24 protein-coding genes are annotated in these 20,523 nt (G+C 67.7%); 5 read left to right on the forward strand and 19 right to left on the reverse strand.

The genetic code is table 11. The annotated features are described in order from the left end of the window. Positions 1 to 11 precede the first annotated feature (11 nt). From EJO71_RS09150 to EJO71_RS09200, 11 genes are all read right to left on the reverse strand, one after another. Positions 12 to 1,010: a tyrosine recombinase XerC gene (locus tag EJO71_RS09150; protein WP_125948300.1), complete on the reverse strand. Its 999-nt coding sequence runs from the start codon at positions 1,008 to 1,010 to the stop codon at positions 12 to 14. Continuing rightward, the gene (locus EJO71_RS09155; protein WP_171022509.1) at positions 994 to 1,629 is read right to left on the reverse strand and encodes a YdcF family protein; all 636 of its coding nucleotides are present in this window, start codon (positions 1,627 to 1,629) and stop codon (positions 994 to 996) included. The genes EJO71_RS09150 and EJO71_RS09155 overlap by 17 nt, the downstream gene beginning before the upstream one ends. Next, entirely contained in the window at positions 1,626 to 2,330 is a 705-nt protein-coding gene (locus tag EJO71_RS09160) for a DUF484 family protein (RefSeq protein WP_125948299.1), read from the reverse strand. Before EJO71_RS09160 ends, EJO71_RS09155 begins: the two co-directional genes overlap by 4 nt. Continuing rightward, positions 2,327 to 3,202, reverse strand: coding sequence for a diaminopimelate epimerase (dapF, locus tag EJO71_RS09165; protein WP_125948298.1), 876 nt, complete (start codon positions 3,200 to 3,202; stop codon positions 2,327 to 2,329). The genes EJO71_RS09160 and dapF overlap by 4 nt, the downstream gene beginning before the upstream one ends. Positions 3,203 to 3,282: 80 nt before the next feature. Continuing rightward, a complete protein-coding gene (locus EJO71_RS09170; RefSeq protein ID WP_125948297.1) occupies positions 3,283 to 3,597 on the reverse strand; it encodes a GNAT family N-acetyltransferase in 315 nt (104 codons plus the stop codon). Between the two features lie 60 nt (positions 3,598 to 3,657). Continuing rightward, positions 3,658 to 4,479, reverse strand: coding sequence for an alpha/beta hydrolase (locus EJO71_RS09175; protein ID WP_125948296.1), 822 nt, complete (start codon positions 4,477 to 4,479; stop codon positions 3,658 to 3,660). 47 nt (positions 4,480 to 4,526) lie between these two features. Further along, positions 4,527 to 6,128, reverse strand: a complete 1,602-nt coding sequence (locus tag EJO71_RS09180) for an MFS transporter (RefSeq protein WP_125948295.1) — start codon at positions 6,126 to 6,128, stop codon at positions 4,527 to 4,529. After that, positions 6,121 to 6,519 (reverse strand): DoxX family protein, encoded by a 399-nt coding sequence (locus tag EJO71_RS09185; protein WP_125948294.1) that lies wholly within the window; start codon positions 6,517 to 6,519, stop codon positions 6,121 to 6,123. Before EJO71_RS09185 ends, EJO71_RS09180 begins: the two co-directional genes overlap by 8 nt. Positions 6,520 to 6,527: 8 nt before the next feature. Next, positions 6,528 to 8,432, reverse strand: a complete 1,905-nt coding sequence (locus EJO71_RS09190; RefSeq protein WP_206169011.1) for an amidohydrolase — start codon at positions 8,430 to 8,432, stop codon at positions 6,528 to 6,530. Between the two features lie 95 nt (positions 8,433 to 8,527). Continuing rightward, positions 8,528 to 8,821: a DUF1427 family protein gene (locus EJO71_RS09195; protein ID WP_125948292.1), complete on the reverse strand. Its 294-nt coding sequence runs from the start codon at positions 8,819 to 8,821 to the stop codon at positions 8,528 to 8,530. A 26-nt stretch (positions 8,822 to 8,847) separates the two neighbouring features. Beyond that, positions 8,848 to 9,501 carry a hydrolase gene (locus EJO71_RS09200; protein ID WP_125948291.1) on the reverse strand — a complete coding sequence of 218 codons (654 nt, stop codon included), beginning with the start codon at positions 9,499 to 9,501 and terminating at the stop codon, positions 8,848 to 8,850. A 193-nt stretch (positions 9,502 to 9,694) separates the two neighbouring features. On the opposite strand from EJO71_RS09200, the gene EJO71_RS09205 reads away from it, so the two are divergent. Then, positions 9,695 to 10,606, forward strand: a complete 912-nt coding sequence (locus tag EJO71_RS09205; protein ID WP_125948290.1) for a LysR family transcriptional regulator — start codon at positions 9,695 to 9,697, stop codon at positions 10,604 to 10,606. A 12-nt stretch (positions 10,607 to 10,618) separates the two neighbouring features. On the opposite strand, the gene EJO71_RS09210 is transcribed toward EJO71_RS09205, so the two are convergent. Beyond that, a complete protein-coding gene (locus tag EJO71_RS09210; protein WP_125948289.1) occupies positions 10,619 to 11,248 on the reverse strand; it encodes a 2-hydroxychromene-2-carboxylate isomerase in 630 nt (209 codons plus the stop codon). Between the two features lie 88 nt (positions 11,249 to 11,336). Here EJO71_RS09210 and EJO71_RS09215 point away from each other — a divergent pair, with 88 nt between their 5' ends. After that, positions 11,337 to 12,521 carry an MFS transporter gene (locus tag EJO71_RS09215; RefSeq protein WP_125948288.1) on the forward strand — a complete coding sequence of 395 codons (1,185 nt, stop codon included), beginning with the start codon at positions 11,337 to 11,339 and terminating at the stop codon, positions 12,519 to 12,521. On the opposite strand, the gene EJO71_RS09220 is transcribed toward EJO71_RS09215, so the two are convergent. From EJO71_RS09220 to EJO71_RS09235, 4 genes are all read right to left on the reverse strand, one after another. After that, the gene (locus EJO71_RS09220; RefSeq protein WP_125948287.1) at positions 12,508 to 13,245 is read right to left on the reverse strand and encodes an anti-sigma factor; all 738 of its coding nucleotides are present in this window, start codon (positions 13,243 to 13,245) and stop codon (positions 12,508 to 12,510) included. The genes EJO71_RS09215 and EJO71_RS09220 overlap by 14 nt on opposite strands. Further along, on the reverse strand, positions 13,242 to 13,817 hold the full coding sequence (locus EJO71_RS09225; RefSeq protein ID WP_125948286.1) for a sigma-70 family RNA polymerase sigma factor: 576 nt from the start codon (positions 13,815 to 13,817) through the stop codon (positions 13,242 to 13,244). Before EJO71_RS09225 ends, EJO71_RS09220 begins: the two co-directional genes overlap by 4 nt. A 49-nt stretch (positions 13,818 to 13,866) precedes the next feature. Then, the gene (locus EJO71_RS09230; RefSeq protein ID WP_171022510.1) at positions 13,867 to 14,445 is read right to left on the reverse strand and encodes a DUF3455 domain-containing protein; all 579 of its coding nucleotides are present in this window, start codon (positions 14,443 to 14,445) and stop codon (positions 13,867 to 13,869) included. 167 nt (positions 14,446 to 14,612) lie between these two features. Next, positions 14,613 to 16,244, reverse strand: coding sequence for an MFS transporter (locus EJO71_RS09235; protein ID WP_240651324.1), 1,632 nt, complete (start codon positions 16,242 to 16,244; stop codon positions 14,613 to 14,615). Between EJO71_RS09235 and EJO71_RS09240 the strand changes: the two genes are divergently transcribed. Then, entirely contained in the window at positions 16,201 to 17,190 is a 990-nt protein-coding gene (locus tag EJO71_RS09240) for a LysR substrate-binding domain-containing protein (protein WP_125948284.1), read from the forward strand. The two genes, EJO71_RS09235 and EJO71_RS09240, sit on opposite strands and share 44 nt — an antisense overlap. A gap of 104 nt (positions 17,191 to 17,294) precedes the next feature. On the opposite strand, the gene EJO71_RS09245 is transcribed toward EJO71_RS09240, so the two are convergent. Further along, positions 17,295 to 17,735, reverse strand: a complete 441-nt coding sequence (locus EJO71_RS09245) for a lysozyme inhibitor LprI family protein (protein WP_240651323.1) — start codon at positions 17,733 to 17,735, stop codon at positions 17,295 to 17,297. 288 nt (positions 17,736 to 18,023) lie between these two features. Here EJO71_RS09245 and EJO71_RS09250 point away from each other — a divergent pair, with 288 nt between their 5' ends. After that, on the forward strand, positions 18,024 to 18,332 hold the full coding sequence (locus tag EJO71_RS09250) for a hypothetical protein (RefSeq protein WP_125948283.1): 309 nt from the start codon (positions 18,024 to 18,026) through the stop codon (positions 18,330 to 18,332). A 110-nt stretch (positions 18,333 to 18,442) separates the two neighbouring features. Here the strand turns inward: EJO71_RS09250 and EJO71_RS09255 are convergent, their stop codons facing one another. After that, entirely contained in the window at positions 18,443 to 19,555 is a 1,113-nt protein-coding gene (locus EJO71_RS09255; RefSeq protein ID WP_125948282.1) for a serine hydrolase, read from the reverse strand. Between the two features lie 38 nt (positions 19,556 to 19,593). Here EJO71_RS09255 and EJO71_RS34735 point away from each other — a divergent pair, with 38 nt between their 5' ends. Continuing rightward, entirely contained in the window at positions 19,594 to 19,881 is a 288-nt protein-coding gene (locus EJO71_RS34735) for a hypothetical protein (protein WP_240651322.1), read from the forward strand. A gap of 215 nt (positions 19,882 to 20,096) precedes the next feature. Here EJO71_RS34735 and EJO71_RS09270 read toward each other — a convergent pair whose 3' ends face one another. Continuing rightward, a complete protein-coding gene (locus tag EJO71_RS09270) occupies positions 20,097 to 20,450 on the reverse strand; it encodes a hypothetical protein (RefSeq protein WP_125948281.1) in 354 nt (117 codons plus the stop codon). Positions 20,451 to 20,523 lie beyond the last annotated feature (73 nt).

The following is a 20,523-nucleotide window of genomic DNA, read 5'->3' on the forward strand; positions in this document are numbered from 1 at the left end:
TTCCTGCTTGCTTACTTGTCTTTGTCTTCCCTGGCCTTGGCACGCGGATGTGCCGCGTCGTACACCTTGGCCAGATGCTGGAAATCCAGCCGCGTATAGACCTGCGTGGTCGCGATGTTGGCGTGGCCCAGCAGCTCCTGCACCGCGCGCAGGTCGCTGCTCGACTGCAGCACGTGGCTGGCGAAGGAATGGCGCAGCATGTGCGGGTGCACCGGCGCCGCGAGGCCGGCCTTCAGGCTGCGCTCGCGCAGCAGCTTCCAAACCGCCTGCGACGACATCCGCATGCCCTTGGCGCTGATGAAGAGCGCGCCAGCCGCCTGCGGGTCGCGCAGCCGGGCTGTCGTCAGCCCGGCGCAGTCGTCGCGCACCGCGAGCCAGTCGCGCACCGCCTCGGCCGCCTTGCTGCCCATCGGCACGATGCGGCGCTTGCTGCCCTTGCCGAGCACGCTGGCTTCCAGCGCATCGAGATCGATCCAGCCCCGCGCCGTGTTGCTCGCCTGCGCATCGAGCCCCGTGAGCTCGCTCACGCGCAGGCCGCAGCCGTAGAGCACCTCGACGATGGCGCCGTCCCGCGCCTCGGTCCACGGGTCGGCCTCGGGGTCGTAGAGCTCGGCGAGGCGCACCGCGTCGTCCACCCCCAGGGCCTTGGGCAGCGGCCGGCCGGCCTTGGGTGCGTGCACGTCCTGCACCGGGTTGAAGCCGATCAGCCCCTCGTGCCCCAGCCAGCGGTAGAAGCTGCGCCAGCACGACAGCACCAACGCGATGCCGCGCGGCTCGCGCCCTGCGCTGTGCAACTGCGCCATCCAGCGGCGGACGTGGGCTGTCTGCACCCGGTCCAGCGGCAGCTTCGCCTCTGCGGCGTGCTCGCGCAGCGACTGCAGGTGAAAGGCATAGAGCTCGACCGTGCGCGCCGCCAGACGGCGCTCCACGCGCACGTGCTCCAGGTATTTTTCGATCCAGTCCGGGGAAGTCGTCGGAGCGGATGCAGCCGGGTCAGAAGAGATACCCATGCCCGGCATTGTTGATGATGGCCGCCGGCTCGCGCAATGCGCCCTTCGAGAACGGCCCGAGCGCCTGCCAGCAGGAAGTGGGTGCCGCCGCGTACTGCACGTCGAAGCTCTTGTCGAAGCCGCTCATCTTCACCAGCCGCTCGATGCGCCACAGGTGGAAAGGCTCCGACACGATGACCACGCTGCGCACGCCGGCCGCCAGCAGCAGCGGGCGCGACAGCGACAGGTTCAGCCGGGTGGAAGTCGATGCCGGCTCCAGCACCATCGGCCCCGTGAATCCCGAGGCGATGGCGTGCTCCTGCATCGTGATGGCCTCGATGCGGCTGTCCTCGGAATCCACGCCGCCCGAGAAGGCCAGTTGCCTGACCAGCCCGGCCCGCGCCAGTCCCAGGGCCGTGTCGACCCGCCCGGTGAGGCACGGGTGCGGCTTGCCGTCGAGGTACGCGCGGCTGCCGAGCACCAGCGCCGCGTCGGCCGGGCGTTGCGGCGGGTGCGCCAGCAGCTCCTCGGCATGCCCCCAGATGAAAGCCCCGATGGCCGCATACGCCAGCGCCACGACCAGCAACCCGCCGGCCAACGCGACCTGCCAGGGCCGCCGCAACCAGCGCGGGCGCTTCAAGGACGCAGCCGCGAAAGTCCGCCCGAGGCCAGCGTGGCGATGCGCTCGAGAAAATCGGTGCCCATCTCGGCGTTGAAGCGCTGCGCGTCGGGCGACGCCAGCACCAGCAGGCCGAAGGCCGGCGATTCGGCGTCGGGGCGCAGCGGAATCAGCGCGATCGACATCGCGGCCTGCGGCTCCGGCAGCCAGTTGGCGGCTTCGAATCCCGAGTTGAGCCCGCAGTACGGCGAGGTCAGCGAGGTGGCCAGCGCCTTCACGTCGTCGCTCACCCACTGGGCGTACGCCTCGTTGAGGTATTCGCTGCCGCAGTCCCACACCTTGATGGCCGTCTGCGGCACCAGGAACAGCGACTGCAGGTCGACCGCGATGCGGTACGGCAGGCTGCGCGGGTCGCGCGTTGTCAGAAGGCCGCTGGTCCAGCGCTGCAGGCGGTCGGCGATGACCACGTTTTCGGTGCCGTGGCGCACCATGTCCATCAGGCGATGCTCCAGCGCCTTGATCTTCTCGCGCAGCATCTCGGCCTGGCGCTCCTGCAGGCTCACGGCGCGGTTGCCGTGCGGGCTGGTGAGCTGCACCTGCGCCAGCAGCTGGGCATGGCGCTCGAAGAAGTCGGGCGTGTTCGCCAGGTAGTTGGCGATGTCGTCTTCAGTGATCGGATTCATGGCGTTGGCGTCGTTGTTGTTGCTCGTGAAGTTGGTCATGGCAGCTCCGGTACCTCGATGTCTCCCTCGAAGACCGTGACGGCCGGCCCGGTCATCAGCACCGGCTGGCCCTCTCCCTGCCACTCGATCGTGAGGATGCCGCCGCGCGTCTGCACGTCGACCCGGCGCTCCAGCAGCCCGAGGCGGATGCCCGCCACCACCGCCGCGCAGGCGCCCGTGCCGCAGGCCAGCGTTTCGCCGGCGCCGCGCTCGAACACCCGCAGCCTGATGTTGGAGCGGTCGACCACCTGCATGAACCCGGCATTCACCCGCTGCGGAAAGCGCGGGTGGTGCTCGATCTGCGGCCCCTGCTCGGCCACGTGCGCCGTGTCGACGTTGTCGACCACCTGCACGGCGTGCGGGTTGCCCATCGACAGCACAGCTACGGAAACGATAGCGGTGCCGGCGCGGGTGCCCAGGGCCAGGTGCCACTTGTGCCAGGCGCCTTCAGGCTGAGGGTCGAGCCCGGCGGTGTCGAAGGGCACGCGCGCGGGTTCGAAGATGGGGGCGCCCATGTCGACCGTCACGCGGCCGTCGGCGCCCATGCGGGGTTCGATCACGCCCGAGAGCGTCTGCACCCGCACCTGCTTCTTCTCGGTCAGGTGGTGTTCGCTGACGAAGCGCATGAAGCAGCGCGCGCCGTTGCCGCACTGCTCCACCTCGCCGCCATCGGAGTTGTGGATCACGTACTGGAAGTCGACGCCCTCGGCAGGCGAAGGCCGCACCGTGAGGATCTGGTCGGCGCCGACGCCGAAGTGGCGGTCGGCCAGAAAGCGGTATTGCGCGGCGCTGAGGCCCAGCGTGCCGCGCGTTTCGTCCAGCACGACGAAATCGTTGCCGGCTCCCTGCATTTTGGTAAAGCGGATTCGCATCCCGGGATTATCGCCACGGGCACTGTCCCTGGCGACCATGGGCCCAAGCCCTCCCCTGCAGCGCCGGGAAGCAGGCCGCCTCAGAGACCGAGCAGTGCGCGGCCTTCGTCGGACAGCAGGTCGTGCGTTTCGGGGTGCGTGCGCATGTAGGCGGCGAACACGGGGCACTGCGCAACGACGCGCAGGCCGCGCTCGCGCGCGGAGGCCAGGCCCGCGAGCACCAGTTGCCTAGCGACGCCCTGGCCTTGCAGCGCCTCGGGCACCAGGGTGTGGACGAAAGTGATGACATCACCCGCAAGGGTGTAGATCGCGACCGCGCGTTCGCCTTGCGATGCGAACTCGAAACGGTGCTTCGACGGATTGTCCTGAACGACAGGGGGAGGAGGCGTGGTCATGAAGAGGGTCTCGGGTGGGGAAGGTGGCGTCCGCGCATGCGCCGCGAACGCCATGGACGATCAGCCCTGGATGAACGCCAGCAGATCGGCGTTCACCTGGTCCTTGTGGGTGGTGCAGGTGGCGTGCGGCGCGCCTGCGTAGACCTTGAGCTGGCTGCCCTTGATCATCTCGGCCGCGAGCTTGCCGGTGGCCTCGAAGGGCACGACCTGGTCGTCATCGCCGTGGATCACGAGCGTGGGCACGTCGATCCTTGCCATGTCGGGGCGGAAGTCGGTTTCCGAGAATGCGGTCACGCAGTCGATGGCGGCCTTGATCGAGGCCTGCAGCGCGATCTGCAGGGTCTGCTTGAAGACGCCCTGCGACACCTTGGCGCCGGGGCGGTTGGTGCCGTAGAAGAGCGTGCTGAAGTCGTCGAGGAACTGCGGACGATCGGCGGCCAGACCGGCGCGGATGCCTGCGAACAGCGAGGCGTCGGGGCCCACCGGGTGGTCGGCCGTCTTCATGAACAGCGGCGTCACGGCGCTGATGAGCGCGAGCCTGGCCACGCGAGCGCTGCCCTTGCGCGCGATGTAGCGCGTCACGTCGCCGCCGCCCATCGAGAAGCCCGCGAGGACCACGTCCTTCAGGTCGAGCTTCTCGATCAGCTCGGCGATGTCGTCGGCGAAGGTGTCGTAGTCATAGCCCGTCCACGGCTGGCTCGAACGGCCGAAGCCGCGCCGGTCGAACGCGATCACCCGATAGCCGCGTTCCGCGAAGAACAGCATCTGGGCATCCCACATGTCGGCGCTGAGCGGCCAACCGTGGCTGAAGAGAATGGGCTGGCCCGAGCCCCAGTCCTTGTAGTAGAGCTCGGTGCCGTCGCGCAGTGTGAGTGTGGTCATGGTTTTTCCAGTGAAGTGAAGTGAATGAACGAAGGAACGAAGGGAAATCAGAGCGCAAGAAAGTGATGCACCTCGGGCTTGCCCGGCCCGATGTGGAAACGCAGTACGTCGCTCTGCAGGTCGGCGTCGGCATGCGACACGCGGTGGTGCTGGCGCAGGTGCTCCGCCCACGATTCGACGAGGAACCACTCCATCACCCGCTCCGCATCGGCCGTGTGCTCGTGCACGCCCCAGGCGTAGGCGCCGTCGCGGCGGCGTTCGAGCGACAGGCGCTTCATCGCATCCAGGAACGCAGGGCGGTCCTCCTTGCGGATGCGGTACTCGACCTGGATCATCACCGGCCCGCGGTCGTGCGCCACCGGCTCGGCCAGCAGCGGTTCCGGCCAGTGGTTCGAGGCCTGCAGGTCGGCCTCGCCGGCCGGCAGACGCACGCGGTGGAAGACCAGGCCCGTCACCACCAGCCCGACCGCGCCGGCCACCAGCGTCATCGGCACGCCGATCTGCTGCGCCACCAGGCCCCAGCCCAGGCTGCCGGCGGCCATGGCGCCGTTGAACACCGTCAGGTACACGGCCAGGCCGCGCCCGCGCACCCAGTTCGGCAGGATCGACTGGGCCACGCTGTTGAGCGTGGTCAGCGCCACGATCCAGCCCAGGCCCAGTACCAGCAGCAGCGCCACGGCCAGCCACTTGGGCGGCGCGAAGACCAAGGCGCCCATCACCGCGGCTGTGAGCAGCGAGGCAAGAAGCATCATCCCGTCGGCATCGAGCCGGGCACGCAGGCGCGGCATCACCAATGCACCGCCGATGGCGCCCGCGCCCACCGCGCCGAGCAACACGCCGTAGAAGCCGGCACTGCCGCCGAGCATCTGGCGCGCCACCAGCGGCAGCAGCGCCCACACCGAGCTGGCGAACAGGAAGAACACAGCCGCGCGCAGCAGCACCACATGCAACTCCTTGCTGGCGCGGGTGTAGCGCAGGCCGGCTCGGAAGGCGCCCAGGAAGTTCTCCGACAGGCCGCTGTCGGCCGGCGCCGGGCGTTTCCACCACAGCAGCACCGCGATCACGAACACATAGCTCAGCACGTCGACGCCGTAGGTGGCCGCCGCGCCGAAGCTCGCGAGGATCAGCCCGCCCGCCGCCGGTCCGATGGAGCGCGCGATGTTGATGCCCAGCGAGTTCAGCGCCACCGCGCCCTTCAGGTCCGCGCGCGGCACCAGCTCGGGCACGATCGACTGCCAGGTCGGCCCCATCAGCGCCGCGCCGATGCCGCCCACGAAGGTCAGCGCGATCAGGTATTCCACCGTCAGCGAGCCGGTGTGCGAGAGCACCAGCAGCGCGCCGCTCACGGCCGCCAGCACCAGCTGCACGAAGATCAGGAAGCGCCGCCGGTCGAGGATGTCCGACAGCACGCCCGCCGGAATCGCCAGCAGGAAGATCGGCAGCGTGGCCGCCGTCTGGATCAGCGCCACCGCCGTCGGGTTGGCCGACAGGTCGGTAACCAGCCACGAACTGGCCACGTCGCGCATGAAGCTGCCGATGTTGCCGAGCACCGTGGCGGCCCACAGCACCGCGAAGACCGGCTGGCGAAGAGGCGCAAAGGCTCCGGGTTGCGGTGCCGACGCTGTTGCGCCGTGCGAGGTGTCAGACATTTGCGCGCTCCTTCAGGTCATGCCAGGCGACGAGCAGGAAGCCGCCGACCAGCCCCAGGTGTTCGAAGAAGGAGTTTGCCGCCATGAAGCGCTCCTGCCCGACGGGCATCTGCCAGAAGCGCAGTGCCACGAAGGTCGCCATCAGGGTGAAGCCGGCCAGGGCCAGCGCGCCGAGCCAGCGCAGGCGGCCCGTGAGGATCAGCGCCGAGGCGCCGAGCTCCAGCACGATGACTGCCACGGCCAGCGGGCCGGCGGGCGACAGGCCGAAGTGGTTCATCTCGGCGAGGGCCGCGTTGAAGTCCATCGCCTTGTTGAGCCCGCCCTGCAGGTAGGCCGCGCACAGCAGCAGCAAGGCGATCCAGCGCAGTGCGGGTGAGGTTGTCCAGCGCATCGTCATCCTCACACCGCCCAGCAGGCGCAGCCGAGGGCGCCCCAGAAGCTCTTGAGGTCGCCAACGGGCAGCTTGCTGCTCCAGGCCGTGGCGTGGCTGTGGCCGTGCACGTTGCAGTTGTTGGCGCAGCCGCAGGACGCAGCAGCGTTGCGCATCACCTTCTGCAGCGGCGCGCCTTCCTTCTTGTCGGCCCATCCGGCATAGCCGCCGAAGGTGCGCGCGGGCGACCAGTCGGGCATGGCCGGCGGCACCGAGCCCTCGTCGTGAGAGGCGAAGACGCCGGCGCCGTAGACCACCTTGCCGCCCACCATCGTGAGCAGCGCGGTCGTGTCGGCGATGTCCGATTCGGGGCAGGCGAAGAAGTCGCGATCGGGCACCACCAGGTCGGCGAGCTGGCCGGCCTGGATGCGGCCCTTCTTGCCCTCCTCGTTCGAGAACCAGGTGACGTTCTCGGTCCACATGCGCAGAGCCTGTTCGCGGTCGAGCAGGTTGCGCTGCGGCGTGATCTGCAGGCCGCCCACCGTCTTGCCCGTGACCAGCCAAGACAGCGACACCCACGGGTTGTACGAGGCCACGCGGGTGGCGTCGGTGCCGGCCGAGACCTTCAGGCCGCGCTCCAGCATGCGCTTGACCGGCGGCGTGGCCTCGGCGGCGGCAGCGCCGTAGCGCTCCACGAAGTATTCGCCCTGGTAGGCCATGCGGTGCTGCACCGCCACGCCGCCGCCCAGCGCGGCGATGCGGTCCATCGACTTCTCCGAAATGGTCTCTGCATGGTCGAAGAACCAGTTCAGGCCGGCCAGCGGGGTATCTTTGTTGACCTTCTCGAACACGTCGAGCGAGCGGCTGATGGTCTCGTCGTAGGTGGCGTGCATGCGCCAGGGCCAGCGGTTCTGCGCCAGGATGCGCACCACGCCTTCGAGGTCGCCTTCCATCTCGGGTGCCATCTCGGGGCGCGGCTGGCGGAAGTCCTCGAAGTCTGCGGCCGAGAACACCAGCATCTCGCCGGCGCCGTTGTGGCGGAAGTAGTCGTCGCCCTGCTTGTATTTGGAGTTGGCGGTCCAGTTCAGGAAGTCTTCCTTTTCCTGCTTGGGCTTCTGCGTGAACAGGTTGTAGGCCAGGCGGATGGTGAGCTGGCCGTCGTCGGCGAGCTTCTGGATCACTTCGTAGTCGTCGGGGTAGTTCTGGTTGCCGCCGCCCGCGTCGATGGCGCCGGTCACGCCCAGGCGGTTGAGCTCGCGCATGAAGTGGCGCGTGGAATTGAGCTGGTAGTCGAAGGGCAGCTTCGGGCCCTTGGCCAGCGTGGCGTAGAGGATGGCCGCGTTGGGCTTGGCCAGCAGCAGGCCCGTGGGGTTGCCGGCGCTGTCGCGCACGATCTCGCCGCCGGGAGGCGCGGGCGTGTCCTTGGTGTAGCCCACGGCGCGCATCGCGGCGCCGTTGAGCAGTGCGCGATCGTACAGGTGCAGGATGAAGACCGGCGTGTCGGGCGCCACCGCGTTCAGCTCCTCGATGGTCGGCAGGCGCTTTTCCACGAACTGGTGCTCGGTGAAGCCGCCCACCACGCGCACCCACTGCGGCGCCGGCGTGATCGCCACCTGGCGCTTGAGCATCGACATCGCATCGGCCAGGCTGCGAACGCCGTCCCAGCGCAGCTCCATGTTGAAGTTCAGGCCGCCGCGAATGATGTGCAGGTGGTTGTCGATCAGCCCCGGCAGCACGCGCTTGCCCTGCAGGTCGATCACGCGGGTGGCGCTGCCGGCCAGCGGCAGCACGTCTTCGGCGCGGCCCACGCGGGTGAAGCGGCCGTCCTTGATGGCCACGGCGTCGGCCACCGGGTTGGCGCGGTCCAGCGTGGTGAAGCGGCCGTTGCGCAGGATCAGGTCGGGGCGTTGAAGGGTGTCGGGGGTGTTGGACATGTTGCTGGAAAGAGAGGCGACCGCGAGGCCGGGGGCTGCGAGGGTGGCGCCGAGCGCTCCGAGGAGGCGCCGGCGGCTGGGGTCTGCGGATGGGCTCATGCGTCGCGCCTGCCGGTGGACGGGGCTTCGGCGGTGCTCGCCGCCGAGGGCTGGGCGCACTTCGGCAGTTCGCCGAACACGTGCGGCTTGACCTGGTGGTGCAGCCACGAGGTGGCCACCGCGTCGGGCTTGATCACGCTCTTGATGAGCGGCGGGATCTGCTCGCCGAGCAGGATCCCGAGAAGCCCCACCAGGGCGATGACCGGCGGCGCCGGCGAGCGCACCTGGAAGAGTGCGTAGATCACGCCGACCAGCAGGCCGAGCGCGAGCGACAGGACATAGGGCTTCATGATCTGGTTCGCCTCGGCTTTGTCGATCAACCTTCGTGCGCGCCGAACATGGTCTTGGCGTAGGTCACGCCCAGGCCGTAGGCGCCGCCCACCTTCTTCGCGATGCCGGTGGTGAGCTCGTAGGTCTCGCCGCGGGCCCAGTCGCGCTGCAGCTCGAGCAGGTATTGCAGCGAGGTCATCGGCTGCGCACCGGCCTGCACCATGCGCTCCATCGCGCGGTTGTGCGCCTCGGTCGACACGTCGCCGCAGGCGTCGGCGATCACGTACACCTCGAAGCCCTGGTCGAGCGCCGACAGCGCCGGGCCGACGATGCACACGCTGGTCCACAGGCCAGCCAGCACGATGCGCGGCTTGCCGATCTGGTTCACGCGCTCGATCACGGCGGCGTCTTCCCAGGTGTTCATCGAGGTGCGGTCCAGCATCTTCTGGCCCGGGAAGGCGTCAGTGATCTCGCTGAACATCGGGCCCGAGAAGCTCTTCTCGGCCACGGTCGTGAGGATGGTCGACACGCCGAAGCCGGCCGCCGCCTGCGCCACCAGCGCGGCGTTGTTGCGCAGGTTCACGGCGTCGATGGAGTGGGTGGCGAAGGCCATCTGCGACTGGAAGTCGATCATCACCAGCGTGTGGTCGGTGGGGTTGAGCAGCTTGGCGCCGGCGGTGGGGGTGGCTTTGACGGTCATGGGAAGCTCCTTTGGATTGAATGGATGTTCGATTGGATTCACAATTTGCTTTCGGAGGGAATCTCCTTGGCACGGGATGAATCATCGAGGTCAATCAAGCTGTTATCGACGAAACTTTTCACCTTCAATCATCGAAGTTTTCGATCATCGATTTCCCACTTAACCCTTCCTTCTTCTTTCAAGGAACCGCAGCGTGCTCAAACTCAGCCTGGAAGCCATCGAGGTCGTCGATGCCATCGCCCGCCACGGCTCCTTCGCCGCCGCCGCCGCGCGCCTGAACAAGGTGCCCTCCACCATCTCGTACGCCGTGGGCAAGCTGGAGGAACAGCTCGACATGCTGCTCTTCGAGCGCAACGGCCCGCGCGTGACGCTCACCGCCGCCGGCGAGGAAATGCTCAAGGAGGGCCGCTGGCTGCTCAGCGCCGCGAGCGACCTCGAATCGCGCATGCGGCTGATCGCCACCGGCTACGAGTCGGAACTGCGCCTCGTGCACGACTCGCTGATTCCCACGCAGGCGCTCATCGGCGACATCCGCGCCTTCGAAGACCTGCGCTGCGGCACCCGGCTGCGCATCGGCTGCGAGGCGCTCACCGGCAGTTGGGAGGCGCTGCGCGAGGGCCGCGCCGACATCGTCATCGCCGCCGGCGAAGGCCCTGCCGGCGGCGGCTATCAGGCCGTGACCGTGGGCAGCCTCGACTTCGCGTTCTGCGTGGCGCCCTCGCACCCGCTCACGCGGATCGGCCGCCCGCTGCAGCGCGGCGACCTGCTCGAATGCAACGCCATCGTGGTGGGCGACAGCGCACGCACGCTGTCGGAGCGCACCGTCGGTCTGCTGGCCGGGCAGCCGCGCATTACCGTGCCTTCGATGCCCGCGAAGATCGCCTGCCAGGTGGCCGGCCTGGGCCACGGCTTTTTGCCGCGCGCCTGCATCGCGGATGAGCTGAAGCGCGGCACGCTGGTCGAGCTGCCCACCGAGGAACCGCGCCCGCCCGAGGCGTTCTGGCTGGCCTGGAAGACCGGCGCGCAAGGGCAGGCGCTGCGCTGGTGGCGCGAGCGGATGAATCGCAAGCTGATACCGGCGTTGCTGCCGCGCTCGGCCCTGTGAACGTCAGGGCGCTCAGCCCGCCGCGCGCAGCTTGTCCAGCGCCCGGTCGAGGAACGCGAGCCGGTCCTGTCCCCAGAAGCGCTCGCCATTCAGGATGAAGGTCGGCGCGCCGAACACGCCCGCTTCCACCGCCTCGGCGCTGTTGGCGCGGTACACCGCCAGCACCTCGGCCGATTGCTCCATCGCCTGCAGCGAGGCGCCGTCGTAGCCGTTCTCGTCGGCCACCGCGATGCGCACCTCGGCCTTCGACGTGTCGCGCTCCTCGGCCCACAGCGCGCGAAGCAGCGCGTGCGACAGCGGTTGGGCGTCGAGGCCCTTCAGTTGTGCAGCGATCACCATCCAGCCCGGGTACTTGTTCCAGTTCGGATCGGTGGGCGCGCCCTTGGGGTAGTGCGCGGGCTCCAGGTTCATGGGCATGCCGAGGTAGTCGCTCCAGCGCGCGAGCTCGAGCGCGTGGTACGTGCGGCGCGGCTCGGGGCGGGTCTTCAGCGGAATGCCGCCGGTCTGCGGCACCACGGCCTGGAAGTCATAGGGCTTGAGCGTGAGCCGCACGTGGTGGCGGCGCACGATGTCTTGAAGTTGCGGGCCACCGAGGTAGGCCCAGGGGGAGGAGAGGCTGTAGTAGCAGTCGAGCGCGATCATGTTTCGATTATCTTCAGCGCATGCCCGCCCTCGCCGCGCCTTCCACCCCTCTCCCCTCGGGGTCAGCCGCGCGGGACATGGCGGCGCGATGAAGTTCCCGGCCTTTCTTTTCTCGCTGTTCCTTTCCCGGCTCGCCGACCAGATCCTGCTGTTCCTGGTGCCGCTGGTGGTGTTCCAGGTGACGCAGGACGTGGCGTGGTCCGGCTACGCCTTCGCGGCCGAGACGCTGCCGCGCTTTCTGTCGTTTCCCGTCTGCGGCGCGCTGTGCGACCGGGTGTCGCCGCTGAAGCTGTTGCGCGGCAGCCAGATTCTTCGCGCGCTGGTCTGCGTGCTCGGCGTGCTGGCCAACGAGGCGATGGGCGGCATCGGCTGGCTGGTGGGCCTCTCGGCGGTGTGCGGCGTGCTCACCACCCAGGGCGTGATGGCCCGCGAGGTGATGCTGCCGCAGATCGCCACGCAGCACGGCTTCGACAAGGTGCTGGCCTATGCGCAGACCGCCGAGCAGACCGGCACCGTGCTCGGCCCGCTGGTGGCAGCGGCCCTGTTCGCGCTGTGGCCGTGGCAGGCGGTGGTCGGCGCGGCCGCAGGCTTCTTCCTGCTGGCCGACGTCGCCACCTCGTACTGGCGCCGCGGCAACCCCGTGCAGCTGCAACAGCCGCAGGGCGCGCCAGGCCACTTGCTGCAACCCGTCATCACGGCCCTCGGCCACGTGCTGCGCCTGCCGGGACTGCTGCGCCTGACCATGCTCACCTCCGGCGTCAACCTGATGCTAGGCACCACGCTGGCATCCGCCGCTGCGATGGTCACCGGCCTGCACCAGCGCTCGGCCACCTATTACGCCGGGCTGCAGACGCTCGGGGCCGTCGCCACCATCGCGATCCTGCTGGCGATCATCCGCGGGTCGATCCCGCTCAGGCGCATGGGCGTCACCGCCTACGCGTTGATACTGGCCGGCGGCCTGCTCACCGCCGCGAGCACCAGCCACTGGGGCTACGCGGCCGGCTTCCTGCTGGTGATTGGCTTCGACAAGATGTTCAGCATCTACATCCGCATCCACCGCCAGCGGATCATTCCGGCGCAGGACTACGGCAAGACCACCGGCGTGATCGTGCTGCTGAACAACCTGACGCAACCGCTGGCCGGGCTGATCGTCGGCGCGTTCGCGGATGCGACGCAGACGCGCGGGGTGATCTTTGCGGTGTGCTTGCTGGTGGGGGCGATCGGAATTGCTTCGGCCGTGGCCGGCAGAAAAGCCCCCGCTACATCACCTTGACCGCACGCCCGATGAACTGGATCGGCCCGGTCGGCCGGTCGATCGGCGAGCCGTTCTCCGGCTCCAGCGTGAGCTCGAACAGCTGGTTCGGCTCCAGCGGAGGCAGCTTGTCGATGGGAATGCGCAGCGCTTGGCCCTGCTTGACCAGGCCCAGCGACACGGGTCCGCGCCATTGGTCGGCCTTGGTCCAGAACTGAAGCGTCTTCTGCGGCGGCACTTCGAATGTGCCCAGCGGCACCAGGCTCAGCTGACGCGACGAGGAGGTCTGGATCACCCAGCCCGGCGACTTGTCCTGCGGGGCGACCAGCACCACCATGTATTGCGGCGTCGGCAGCGGACGCGTGACGAGCACGGCCACCATCAACGCGGCCGCTGCGAACCCGCCCGCGGCAAGGCCGCGCCACAACCTCAGGTCGTTCCACCAGCCCGGGAAGGTCGATGGACGCGCGGACGTGGCCTTCTTCTCCTCCGGCCCCGCCACGCTGCCAAGGCTGCGTTCGATGCGCGGCCAGAGCGTCGGCGACGGCTCCTCGGGCAGCGAAAGCACAGTGAGCGGCAGCAGCCGCGCCTCCCACGCCTGCACGGCATCGCGCAAGGCCGGCTCATCGCGCATGCGAGCCTCGACCGCGGCGCGCGCACCGGCCGACAGCGTGCCGAGCACGTACTCGCCCGCCAGCGCGTCGATGCCTTCGTCGCCGGTTGTGGTCGTCGGGTTGCCGTTCATGCCATGCACTCCCGCAGCGCGCGCATGCCACGCAGGATCCAGGCCTTCACCGTGCCCAAAGGCGTCTGCAGCCGCTCGGCGATCTCGCCATGCGAGCAGCCTTCGACATACGCGAAGAGGATGCAGTCGCGCCGCGCCGGCTCCAGCCCGTTCAGGCAGTTCTCGAGCCTGCCCAGGTCGGCACGCAATTCGAACTGGTCGCCGGCCGCTGCGTATGCCGCCAGCGCAGCCTGGTCGTCGATGGCCTCGGCTGCGTCTTCGCTCACGTCCACCTGGCGCGCGCCGCTGCGCACCATGTTCAACGCGGCATTGCGCACCACGCTGTAGACCCAGCCCCGGCCTTCGCCGCGCGCCGGGTTGAAGGTTTCCGCGCGCTGCCAGATGCTGATGAACGCGTCGTGCAGCACGTCTTCGGCCTGCTGGCGCTGGCGCACGATGCGCAGCGCCACGCCCATCAGGTAGCGGCCCTCGCGCTGGTACAGCTGCTGCAGGGCCTGACGATCGCCGCGGGCGCAAGCCATGAGAGCGGCGTCGTAGTCGAAGGGGGCGGCGGTGGGCGGCGGGTTCTGCACCGGCCGATGGTAGTGGAGCCAACGGCCCCGCCGCTGAATTACCCGCCGATCAGGACGCCTTCCAGAAGATGTAGTCGGCCTGGTACTGCACGACCTGCTTCTGGCCCTTGGTGGCCGGCGTGCAGGGCACGGAAGCTGGCGCCACGCCGCCTTGCAGTGCCACGCGCTGGATGTAGGTCACACCCGTCATCGCGCCCGAGCCCACGGCCGGGTTGGCCTTCACGAGCTGGAACGGCAGGCTCGTCGGCCCCGAAGGCGCAACGGCCAGCTGAGTGGCCGTGAGCTTGGAGCCGTCGTTCGACTCCCAGGTGGCCGGCGGGCCGTAGTACTTGCCGACCTGCTTGCCGCCGCGGTCCCACAGCTTGGCGTCAGGGCCGACGAACACCCATTCGGTCTGGCCGGGGGCGTTGGCCTTGTCGCGGCATTCGTAGGTGATCTCGCCCTTGCCGACGGTTTCCATCGCGACCTTGTTGCCGGCCGGCACCTGGATGGTCGGCGGCAGGCTGGACTGGTTGAAGGCCGGGGCCATCGAGCCCGAGGACATCGAGCCGCAGGCAGTGAGCGCGGCGGCAGCGGCGGAGACGGCGCCGAGAACGGCGAGCGAGCGGGTGGAACGAGAGGTGTGCATGGAAATTCTCCTGGGTTGTAGAAGGTCAGCAGCTCCTCGCTGCTGGAGGGTCTACACGGCAGGAGTGGGTTTGGATGCAGGGGGCAGAAGATTTTTTAGAGCCGACAACGTGCCCCTGAATCGAATGCGGCGCGCGTCATGAAACGACACTGGCACTGGGGGCCACCTCACCCCCTACCCCGTATGACCTGCGCCAGCAACGTCAGCACAGCAAACCCGAGAATCACCCACACCCCCGCATAAAGCATCCCCAACTCCGTCCCAGGCCCAATCGCCGCAGTCAACACCGCCAACCCACAAGCCCCACCCACCTGCAGCGAACTGTTCAGCAGCCCAGCCGCCAGCCCCTGCTCATCGTCGGCCACGCCGTTCGTCCCCGCCACCATCAGCGCCGAGATGCTCAGCGCAAACCCCAGCCCCCACAGCACCGAAGCCGGCAGCAGCACGCCCCACAGGTCGGGCTCGGGCCCGATGCGCAGCATCAGCAGGTAGCACGGCACGAATGCCAGCAGGCCGACCATCAGCACGCGCGTCACGCCGAAGCGGCTGATGAGCGCGCCGATCTTCGGGCCGATCACCACCACCATCAGCCCCGCCGGCAGCAGCACCAGCGCCATCTGCCACGGCTTCCAGCCCTGGATGTTCTGCAGGTACAGCGCGATCAGAAACTGGAAGCCCATCGCGCCGCCGTACAGCAGCGCGGCGCTGATGTTGGCGGCCACCAGCGCGCGGTTGCGGAAGATGCCCAGCCGCACCAGTGGCTCTTTCACCGTGCGTTCGATGACGACGAAAGCCGCCAGCAGCGCCGCGGCCACCGCGAAGCCGATGACCGTGCGCGGTGACGACCAGCCCGCCTCTTCCACTGACACCACGGTGAACACCATCAGCAGCATGCCCGCCACCAGCGTGACGGCGCCGCCGATGTCGAGGCGCGGCCGCTGCGCTCCTTTCACACGCGGCGCATCGGGCGGCAGGTAGCGCAGCGCGGCCAGCAACAGCAGCACCGCGACAGGGATCGGCAGCACGAAGATGTAGCGCCAGTTCAGCGCCGCCAGCAGCCCGCCGATGAGCAGGCCCGACGAGTACCCCGAGGCCTCGAACAGATTGAAGATGCCGAAGGCCTTGTTGCGCGCCGGCCCTTCGGCAAAGGTGGTGGTCAGCAGCGACATCGCGGCCGGCCCGGTGAAGCCCGCCGCCATGCCTTTCACAAAACGCGAAACGATCAGCAGCCCCGCGTCGGTGGCGAAGGCGCCGCCCACCGACACCAGCGCGAACACCGCCAGCCCCGCCACCAGCACGCGCCTGCGGCCGAACAGGTCGGCGCAGCGCCCGCCCAGCAGCAGAAAGCCGCCGAAGGCCAGGATGTACGCGCTGACCAGCCACTGCGCGGTGGCCGCGCCGATGCCGAAGGCATGCTGGATCTCGGGGATTGCCACCGCGATCATCGAGATGTCGAGCCCATCGAGCAGAATCACGCCGCTGAAGATGAGCAGCGCGATCCACATGCGCGCGGGCCAATGCAGGGGGTCCTTGTTTCTCTCCGTCGCGGCGACACCGACAACATCAACAACAACATCAGCGCCCTCATCGTCAGGGCGCGCGTCGCGCGGGTTCAGGCTGGCAGACATCCGATTGCTCCAATCAATCCATGGTTTCTTGATTGGCCCGATCGTCCCGCGCCCGCCCCGCGATGAGAAACGAGTAGTTCTCAACGAACCGTCAAACGGAGCTTGAAGATCGATGGCATCCACGCCGATGACGAACAACAGCAGCACCAGTAACAACGGCAGCAACCGCATGCTCCCCGGCACTCGCGCCCTGCGCACCTTCGAGGCGGCCGCGCGGCACCTGAACTTCACCCGCGCGGCCGACGAAGTGGGGCTCACGCCCGCGGCCGTGAGCTACCAGATCAAGGAGATCGAAGACCAGCTCGGCGTGGTGCTCTTCACGCGCACCAGTCGCAGCATCCAGCTCACGCCCGCCGGCGCCGTGATGTTCGAGGCCACCGCCGACGCGCTCGACAGCCTGCACCGCGCAGCCGGCCGCGCGCGCAAGCTCACGCGCAGCGCGGCGCACCTGCGCGTGTCGCTGAGCGCGCGCTTTGCCACCAACTGGCTGCTGCCGAGGCTGCCGAAGTTCAGGGCCGCCAACCCGGGGCTGGAGCTGAGCTTCGACATCACCGACGAGCTGCGCGACTTCGAGGCCGACGACATCGACATTGCCATCCGCTTCGGCACCGGCAGCTATGAAGGCGCGCGCGCCGACCGGCTGTTCGACACCCTCATCGTGCCCGTGTGCAGCCCCAGGCTCATCGAGACCGGGCCGCCGCTCAACGAGCCGCGCGACCTGCTGCGCCACAACCTCACGCTCTGTTTTGTCGACTGGAAGACCGACACCATGACCTGGCCCGACTGGCGCATGTGGATGGCCGCGGCCGGCGTGGACAGCAACGACATCGACGACAGCCGCCTCGTGGGCTTTACCGATTCGAGCTTCGTGGTGCAGGCCGTGCTCGAAAGCGGCGCCGTGGGGCTGGCCGACCTGGACATGATCGCGGGCGACCTGGCGCAGGGGCGGCTGGTGCGGCTGTTCGACGTCGGCGTGCGGATGGCGCAGCCGTATGCGTACTACCTGGTGTGTCCGCAGGGGAGCGGTGAGGACGCGCGGGTCGTGGCGTTTCGGGAGTGGCTGCTGGGAGAAGTGGAAGGTCGTGACACCGGGCAGCCAGACAAATCAGCCGCCTGACGAACCTGGCCAGTTCGCAGACGACCTGCTCAAGGCGAAGAGTTGAACCGCGCCCGCACGCGAACCTCTCCGCCCGCCCCTTGCGTGAAGGGCCTCGAAAGTACCTAGCGATCGCAGCTGCGCTGGCGTTCGACCTTCTTCGCCATCCGCTCGTTCTCATGCTGCACGCACATTGCCATGGCCATCGGCTCGAGCGATCCACCACCGTAAGCCTTGGCAGCGCTGCGTTTGCAAGCTCGATCACGCTCGGCTGCCCAGCGGGCAATCCTGGCTTCGAGCCGGTCCTTGCAGGCCGGCAACTGCTCTGCCTTGTTGGCGATGGCGTGCTGAAGAACCAGGTCCGCCGCGACGGCATCGCGGTACGCACATATGTTCATCGCGGATTGACTGGCATCGCAGTTGGACAAGAGGCCGCGCAGCGCGTCTTCGGCCAACCCGGAGCGATGCGCCAATACGGCCAGCACCTCTTCGGAGCTGGGTTGGAACTTCGCTGGCGAAGAAGACACGGCCGCGTCCGCAACGGCGGCCGACATGGTGATGAACAAGAGAAAGATCGACGTCCTGAACCGCATAGCTCACCCAAAGCGCCATAGCTTGCAATGCCGTCGGTGTTCTTCAGTGCATGCAGCGCATCTTCGAAACTCGAAAACTCCAGCCAGCGTGAAAAATCTGTAGTCGGTTGACATTGGTCCACAGTGTCAACACGCGCATCCTTCTACAACTCCCCGACTCAACAAGGGAGGTTTCAGGATGATGCGCAGAGTTGTCTTGGTCGGGGCTCCGAGCCGGGAAACACCAGTGCCAGAGCATTTCTTCAAGGGAGAGGCAATTCGATGATGAAGGTCTGGGGACGTCTTCTACTCAGCGTGCTGGCATGGTTCCTCGCGATGCCGGCAATGTTCGTGGCTGTGGGGGCGCTGGACCAGCACAAGTTCCAGCCACTCTTCGAGAACATCGTTCCGATCACTGCCGCGATCCTTTTTGTATGGGCGGCCTGGATCTATTGGCGCTTCGTTCCGAGCGCCCCTCGAATCTGGCAACGAATCGGCTATCTGGCCGCTTTTCTGCTGGGGATGTATCTGCTTGGAGCAGGCGCACTGTGGGTGACCTTCTGGGTCATGCTGGCGATCCACGGCGCTTAGCGGCCACACCCGCCGGTGCCGCACCGGGGAACGACTTCGAAGGGCCCGTGCACATCCAAGCTTCACCGTGATTCGAGACGCCCGGCGCCTCAGCCCTTACACAGCCTCACTCAGCGACAAGGAGCATCCGCAATCATGCGGACCGCGCGCAGAAAGTCCTTCGGCGCGACCCAGCTCACATTCCAGTTGCCCGCCACCGGCACCTCGCGCTTGTGCGCAACCACCATCTGCCGTTTCGGAATCACGAGGATGTACTGGCCATGGACGCCCCAGGCCATGTAGGCGCCGCTCAGCGGCGAGTCTGGAGGCTCTTCCAGCAGCCACCAAAGGTAGCCATACCCGAAGCCCCGGCGAGCCGTGTGCGGCGGATGCATGTCCGTGGAGGGCGTTCGCTGCTGCGTCATCTGCCTGACCCAGTCGGCCGGAATCAGTTGCTGCCCGCGCCAGTTGCCCTCTTTCAGCATCAGGTAGCCCAGCCGCGCCATGTCGCGCGTGGACAGGTAGAAGGGGTAGGCCAGGTGCTGCGACAGCCTGGCATTTCCGCTTCGCTTGTGGCGGGCCAGGTCGAAGTCTTCGAGCGCAAGGGGCGTCGCGAGGTCGTCCGCGAACGACCGGTAGATGCTGCGTCCGGTCAACTGCTCGAACACCGTGCCGGCCGCGTTGAAGTCCCAGTTGTTGTAGAGGGAGTAGCTTCCGGGCTTTTGTGACCCGCGTGCCGGTGCGGCGGACGCATCGTCGCCACCGTTGGCTGCTGCGTGATAGACACCGGAGCGCGCCGAAAGCAGGTCGCGCACGCGCGCCTGGCGCTCGACCGGCAGCAGGCCGCCGATGTCGTCGATGCCCAGGTCGGCGAGAGAGCGGTCGAGATCGATCGTGCCGTTCGCCACGTACTTGCCGTACATCATGGACAACACGCTCTTGCGCGCGGAGAACACGATGCTGACCGTCTGCACGGGGCCGTAGCTGAACAGCACGCGGCCGTCCTGCACAGCCATGAGGGCGGTGGAGTCCAGCGTATGCAGGTAGTCGCGCGCCGCATCGAGGTCGCGCCGACACGCATCGCTCAGGGACGATGCGGGAATGGCTTGCCACGAAGCGGCCGGATAGGTGGCCACGACCGCAACGGCAGGCGGCGTCTCGAGCGTTGAGGTGCATGCGCTCACCATCATCAAGGAAGTGCAGGCGCAGCAGAGCGCCAGTGCGCGCATCAGGATTTTTTGCATGGCTGGGGGGTTACCGAGGCAGCTTGCCATCATGCGTCATGGTCGAACGGCTGAGGTCAATCTGCCTCGAAAGCGGCGCGGCGGGGCTGGCCGACCTGGACATGATCGCGAACGACCTCGCGCAGGGGCGACTTGTGAGGCTGTTCGACATCGGCGTAAGCATGGCGCCGACGTATGCGTACCACCTGGTGTATCCGGAGGGGAGCAGTGAGGACGCGCGGGCGGTGGCGCTTCGGGAGTGGATGTTGGGGAGATGCGTGGTGAAGCGGGGCAGCCGGGCATGCCTGCTATGTAAAGATCGCGCAAGAGGAACGTACAAGCCGTGACTGAAGAATCATTGACTGCATTTCTCATCGGCCCTGCTGGGTTGCCTCTGGCCATTGCGCTCGCCATTTACGCTCGCCATGCGTACAAGCGCAGGAAGTTCAAATTGAAAGATGGCCGAGAGCTGCCGGCAGAAGCAGCCCCCTTTCGATTTTGGGTCGAGGTACTCGGAGCGCTAGGGCTGGCCCTTGTGCTGAGCGTCAGCGGAAGCGTCTGGCTATGGCGCAACCACTTCGCTTGATGAACCGTACGACGCAGCGGCGGTGCCTTGCAACGCTTCGCGCACCGCGCCGGCCGCGAGGTTGATGGCATCGATGCGCGCCGTCAGCGCATCGTTGAGCACACCGAGCAAGGCGCTCAGTTCGGTGCGGCTGGGGGTGAGTTCCTCGCTGTCGTTCAGGGCGCTGGTGTCGACGAGCTTCCTGAGCGCGGCGTAGGCGCGCATCACGTCGTTGAGGTTTTCGGCGTCGTCGCAGGCTTGTAGGGCGAGGTCGTCGAGATTGGGGGATGCGGGATCGGGGGAAGTGGATCGAGCGCTTGATCGCGTCGAGGCGGATGCAGATTCAGCCATGTGTGGCCTCCCAGAACTTCGGTTTTGCAACAACCGCCGCAACCGCTTCCAAACGATGGCGGCAGCTCGAACG

The organism is Variovorax sp. 679, from assembly GCF_003952185.1.
Lineage (GTDB): Bacteria > Pseudomonadota > Gammaproteobacteria > Burkholderiales > Burkholderiaceae_C > Variovorax.